Here is a 5511-nt window from a genome sequence, read left to right on the forward strand (position 1 = left end):
TCAATTGCCCAACAAAGACGGAAAATCTTTGGGAAAAATGAGGGGAAGAAATTACCAGATTCTTAACAGCCTACCTGTCAGGTATGGCTAGGGAAGAAACAAAAAATGGAAGCAACTCAACTTGCTTCCATTTTTTGTTAATATTGATAGAGGCCCTGTTTATTAGAAACCACAACCCTGCATAGTATAAACTGCCGAGAAATACCCTTGTTGGTTTTCTGCCACATCTTTGCTATTGAGGCTAAATATAAATACCTCGGTGCTACTAACCAATGTTTCGCTTTGGATATTGTGAATAGGCAAGAAGCCTCTAAACTCGTTGTCTTCAGGGAAAGATGAAGATGCTTCAGTGGTCCATTGGTCACGATTGGTGCCTATAAAAAAGCACAAGTCAGGGTTAAACAAGGCCAATGGGCTTAAGCCACCTATATAATTGTATGTTCTAAACAAACTCCCAAACCTGTTTACGGTAATTACATTACCTTCAGCATCTCTTATATAAGTAAAATTAGCTTCTACCGTAGTTTTTGCCGGGTCGTCATAGATAATCCATGAGTTACGTTGCCCTTGCGCATCATACCCAAATTCCCACAGTTCCATAAATCCCCCAGAGCTGTTTTGTTGTGCTATTGATTGCAGTAGCCCACCACTGTATGTATAAATATGTTGTGTATACATGCTACCATTATAATACTGGTTTACGCTTTTGATGGTACCATCTGCGTTATAATCAACCCGAAACCTGACATCAGCGCTTCTGTTATGGTAGTGAATCTCTGACAAACGGTGTTGTGCATCATAACTAAAGGTTTGACTCCGGTTACTGGAAGAGCTACCCGTAAAATAGTCTATCTTGGCAAGTTTACAGGCATTGCCAATGCACGGGCTTACTTCTACCACGTTGGAGTAAGCCGATTCTTTGCCAAAACGTTTGGCGCGTAAGCGGTAGTAGTAGGTCGTTTTAAAATCTAAATCCTCTATGGTATGCGAGGTACCAGTTACCTCCTTGTCTTGATACCCTGCTATAAAATTAGTAAAAGAAGCATCAGTGGCTACATCTAACAAGTATACCGTAATATCAGCCTGTGCTGTCCAGTTGGCAGTAAACTCGAATGCCTTTTGACTGCTGGCAGCATTGGCTACCGGGGCGGGTAATAAACCAGTGCTGACAGTAATCACATTTGAGTTGTCAGACACTGCATTGAGCCCTTGTGCCCTTACCCGGTAATAATAAGTGGTACTGGCATTAAGCGAAGTAATGTCTAAATAATTATCAATAACTGCCAGGTTGTTGTATGCTGGTAGTATTTGGCTAAAGCCTGGGTCAAGTGCCACATCTAACAAATACGACGAAGCATTGGCTACTGTTTGCCAGTTTGCTCTAAACCCTCCGCTCTCTATGTTGTTGGCAGCAGTGGCTACCGGAGTAGCCAGGTTGCTGGTATTTACCGTAATTACCTTAGAGTAATTAGACCTGGTTTCGCTGTTAAGCGCCCTTACCCGATAATAGTATGTTTGGTTGGCGTCAAGGTTAATGATAACTAAGCGATTGGCGGTCAAGTTCAAGTTGTTGTATTTGGGCAAGATGCTCTCAAACAATGGGTCAGTAGCCACATCTAATTGATAAGAATCAGCTTCAGGCATCGCCTTCCAATTGGCCACAAAACTTGTATATTCTATCTCGGAGGCAGACAAAGATTCAGGGCTGGGCAGAGTAGTAGTAAACACCGATGTGGTATTAGAGTACTCAGACAGTGAATTAGATTGTTTTACCCTGACTCTATAAAAATATTGCTTGTTTACAGTAACATTGCTTATCAGCAAATGAGTATCGGCTACTACTTCATGCCCTTGGTAGCCATCAATAAACTTTGTAAAACTTTCGTCAAGTGCTACATCCAGCAAATAAGCGGTTACAATGGGCATTTTTTTCCAGTGTAACCGAAAACCAGTGGCCGAAACCTCGGTAGCAGGGTATACTATGGGGGTATTCAATGCCTCGGTAGTGACAGCTATTACATTGGAGTTTTGAGAAATTTGACTAGATATGTTGGCCCTTACCCGATAATAATAAGTAGTGTTGGCTTCTAAATTGTCAATGGTGAGCCCTTCTTCTACAATTTTTTTTGCCTGATAACCATCTACAAACTGACTGAAATCTTCGTCAAGTGCCAGGTCTATTTCGTAACTACCTGCACCAGTAACTTTGTTCCATTGTGCTTTAAAACCAATCACCCCTACATTCTCTGCTTCGGCAGCTATAGGTACAGGGAGAATAAACTCTTTTTCGAATAAAGAACAACTATAGAAAAAGCTACTTGTGATAAATAATAATAAACTAAGTTTAGCGATTTTAAACATATTTGACCTTGTAGTTTTTGTACACTGAATAGAAAGGAACGTTGTTAGGAATTGTACTTGGTTTTGGATTAATATGTAATTGTATTTGAAACCTGATAATAGTTCGTTGAAGTTGCTTTGGCTGAAGGAATAAAAGTGCTTATTTGTATAAAACACATGCAAATTTACACTCTTCATGGGTTTTTATAGGAATATGTGACCCTCTATTTGCTGCCTGATAACTAGACAAAAAGGCTTTTTGTTGTAATATATAAGCCAAATTATTACACAATGGCTGGCTGAAGTTAAAAATACACGAGGGTGTTTCCGGTTGGATAAAAAAATACAATGTTTGTGTTTACTTAGATAAGATAAGATATTGAGTAAGCATATACAGTTGATTTTTAAACGCTTACAAAGATCAGAATGCTTGGTGAGTATTTAGATAGGCCTTGGTTTATGGGATAGTTGACTTGCCCAAAAGCTAATTATGCTTCTTTCAGGCATGTTCGTAATATTTATCCTAAAAAAAGTATTTATATTATACGCAAAAAAACTGATGTAGGATGATTTTTTAGCAACTTTTACTCATTTTTAATGAAAAACACTTATTTCCCCTCAAGTGATACTTACTTTAATCTTTATTCTTTGGTAGACTTTTATTGTCAATATACAGGCGACAATCAAGAGTTTTTTGAGGCAAATACCTTGTCTATAACCTAATCCCCAGCACTGTAATATCGTCCCGTTGGGGTTCGGTACCCATATGCTCATACATATCGCTTTGGAGTGCCTCTTGTTGCTCTAGCATTGTTTTTTCTCTATGAGAATTTATTACTTTCACAAAACGTTTTTTAGTATATTTTTTACGGGCTTGATTGTGTTGGTCAAGTAAGCCATCTGTGGTAAAATAAAGGTTGGTTCCTGGTTCAAGTAATAGTTCGTGGTCTTGAAAAACATCTTTATGCAAAGGCTTTCGCCCCCCTATAGAGCGCCGGGTACCTTTAATTTCGTGTAATTCATTCTCTTGGACATAAAAAAGCGAATTTTTGGCACCAGCAAAAGTAACCTTAAAAGAGTTTTGTGGAAGGTTTTGCTGTACTTGCTCTAGCAATACCGCCATATTTTCCAGGTTTTCGGGCAAACCTTTGTCAGCCTCTTCCTCTGTTTTTTCTATCATCAACAAGCTCAAGTCCATGCCGTCATTGTTTAGGTTTTGGTCTTGCCGCAAGGCGAGGTGTATTTCTTTGTCGAGTTGTTCCAGTACTTGTGCTGGAGCAAAGGTTTTGTGTTGAATGATGATTTCATTGAGTAAAATAGTACCAATCATACTCATAAATCCACCCGGCACCCCGTGCCCAGTGCAATCTACTACTGCCAAAAACAACTTTTTCTTGCGTTTGCCTATCCAGTAAAAATCGCCCGAAACCACGTGCATAGGCGAATAAATGACAAAGTTTTCGGGAAAATAGGCTTGTATTTCCTCTTCGGTGGGCAAAATAGCTCCCTGAATTTTGCGGGCGTAGTTGATGCTGTTCAACAACAAGTCGCGCTTACGCTTAATTTCTTCTGAACTTTTTTTGACCTTATCAATGCTATGATGCATCTTTTTTAGCATTAAATGAAAGTCTTTCGACAAACGCCCTATCTCGTCGTTGGTTTTTACTTTCTCAAAAGCTACCTCTTTCGAAAAATCATTTTGAATAATGGTATGGATAGAACGCGACAAACGATGAATGGGACGGCTCAAAATGCGGGTAAGAAAGAACGCCAAAAACACCATTACTCCCACACCCAGCATCATGACTGTAGACAGCAACCACTTATTTTGACTTTTGAGCACCTTGGCGCGGGCTCGAATGTGCTGGTTAAAATTCAATATTACTTGATCCAGTGCACCCGAAATTTCTATCAACCTTACTTTAATGCCTGTTTTGTCGTTTAAGCCAATTACCTGATCGGTTTTTACCAATTCTTCAAAAGTCTGGGCATAATTGTTCAGTGCCACCAATAGCTCTTGGCGCTGGTTGCTTTGTGTAATGTTTTGTTCAATATCTGCCTTGAGCAGTTGCACGGCAGTATCCATTTTGGTGGTATAACGCAAGTCACGCCTAATAATAAAATCCTTTTCATGGCGGCGTATCATCAATATTTTGGCAAGGTCTAGCGGTTGTTGATGAGCTTCTATATAATGAATGTACTGGCGCATTTTGCCTACCAGCCCATGGTCTTTAAACCCCCTATACTTGGTTTCTTTTACTATCTTTTCGAACAATGTTTCATATTGATTAAACAAGCGAGTGAGCGAGTCAACCCTGCTTCCAGCATATAAGCCTTGGGTGCGTTTGAGGGTGTCGAGGTTTTGGCGAATATGTTCAATGGTTTTGCGGTGGTCAAGCAAGTAGGCACTTTTGCCTGTTTTATAAAAGGTAGGGTTGATGGTTTCATTTTCATAAAACCCTTTTTCCAGCTTATTGCTCGCCTGCATGTCGCGGTTTACCTCGGCAAGCTTATCCAGCAGGGCGTTTATTCGCGCTTCTTTTATATCAAACCATATATTTATTAAAGAAATAAACAGGATAATGACCAAAAAGAAAAAGAAAGAGGCAAGCATTTTGGCTCTTATAGTATTGAAGTATGACAACATTGGTCAATTAATTAATGTATAGTAGTATATACTTTTCGTATCAGTTTTTCGTTTCCAACTGCCACAAAAATACGACCTTATTTTGGTTAAAACAGCGCAACCTTCCATTCTTCATATTATCTTAATACTACGCGCTGCCAAAGGGCTATGCTCTCTCGTTGTGCCAAGCCTTTCTTTTTTTATTGTGAATGCAGCACCTTCGCAAGTACTTTACAAAAGTTTTGGATGCTTAATGCGATCTACTTTGCTGCGCAAGCAAGTCACAAGGTTTACCTTGATTCAAAACTAGACTTAAAAGAACGGGTGGTTATTGTAAAATGATAATTAAACCAAAAAACACCCCGCTCAACATGCAAATTGAACGGAGTGTTTTATGAGAACTATAAAGGCATTAGCATTGTTGATTTCCATCTATCGAGTTTATAAATAACTGAAAATCAACGTATCCTGAAATTGGTAACTTCTTGAAAGCTTTAGGCTGTAAAATTTCCCAACTAACCCTTCTTCTTCGTTTCTTTCTTCGC

2 protein-coding genes are annotated in these 5511 nt (G+C 39.2%); both read right to left on the reverse strand.

The features are described 5' to 3' along the window. Window positions 1-162: 162 nt before the first annotated feature. Window positions 163-2361 (reverse strand): fibronectin type III domain-containing protein, encoded by a 2199-nt coding sequence (locus tag Q0954_RS32560; protein WP_299465756.1) that lies wholly within the window; start codon window positions 2359-2361, stop codon window positions 163-165. Window positions 2362-3052: 691 nt separating this feature from the next. Beyond that, on the reverse strand, window positions 3053-4987 hold the full coding sequence (locus tag Q0954_RS32565; protein ID WP_299465759.1) for a SpoIIE family protein phosphatase: 1935 nt from the start codon (window positions 4985-4987) through the stop codon (window positions 3053-3055). Window positions 4988-5511: the final 524 nt, after the last annotated feature.

It is taken from the genome of uncultured Microscilla sp. (genome assembly GCF_947493425.1).
GTDB lineage: Bacteria > Bacteroidota > Bacteroidia > Cytophagales > Microscillaceae > Microscilla.

Excerpts from the sequence above, each read along its gene's own strand:
- Q0954_RS32560 (WP_299465756.1), bottom strand. The coding sequence starts at position 2,361 with ATGTTTAAAATCGCTAAACTTAGTTTATTATTATTTATCACAAGTAGC.
- Q0954_RS32565 (WP_299465759.1), bottom strand. The coding sequence starts at position 4,987 with ATGTTGTCATACTTCAATACTATAAGAGCCAAAATGCTTGCCTCTTTC.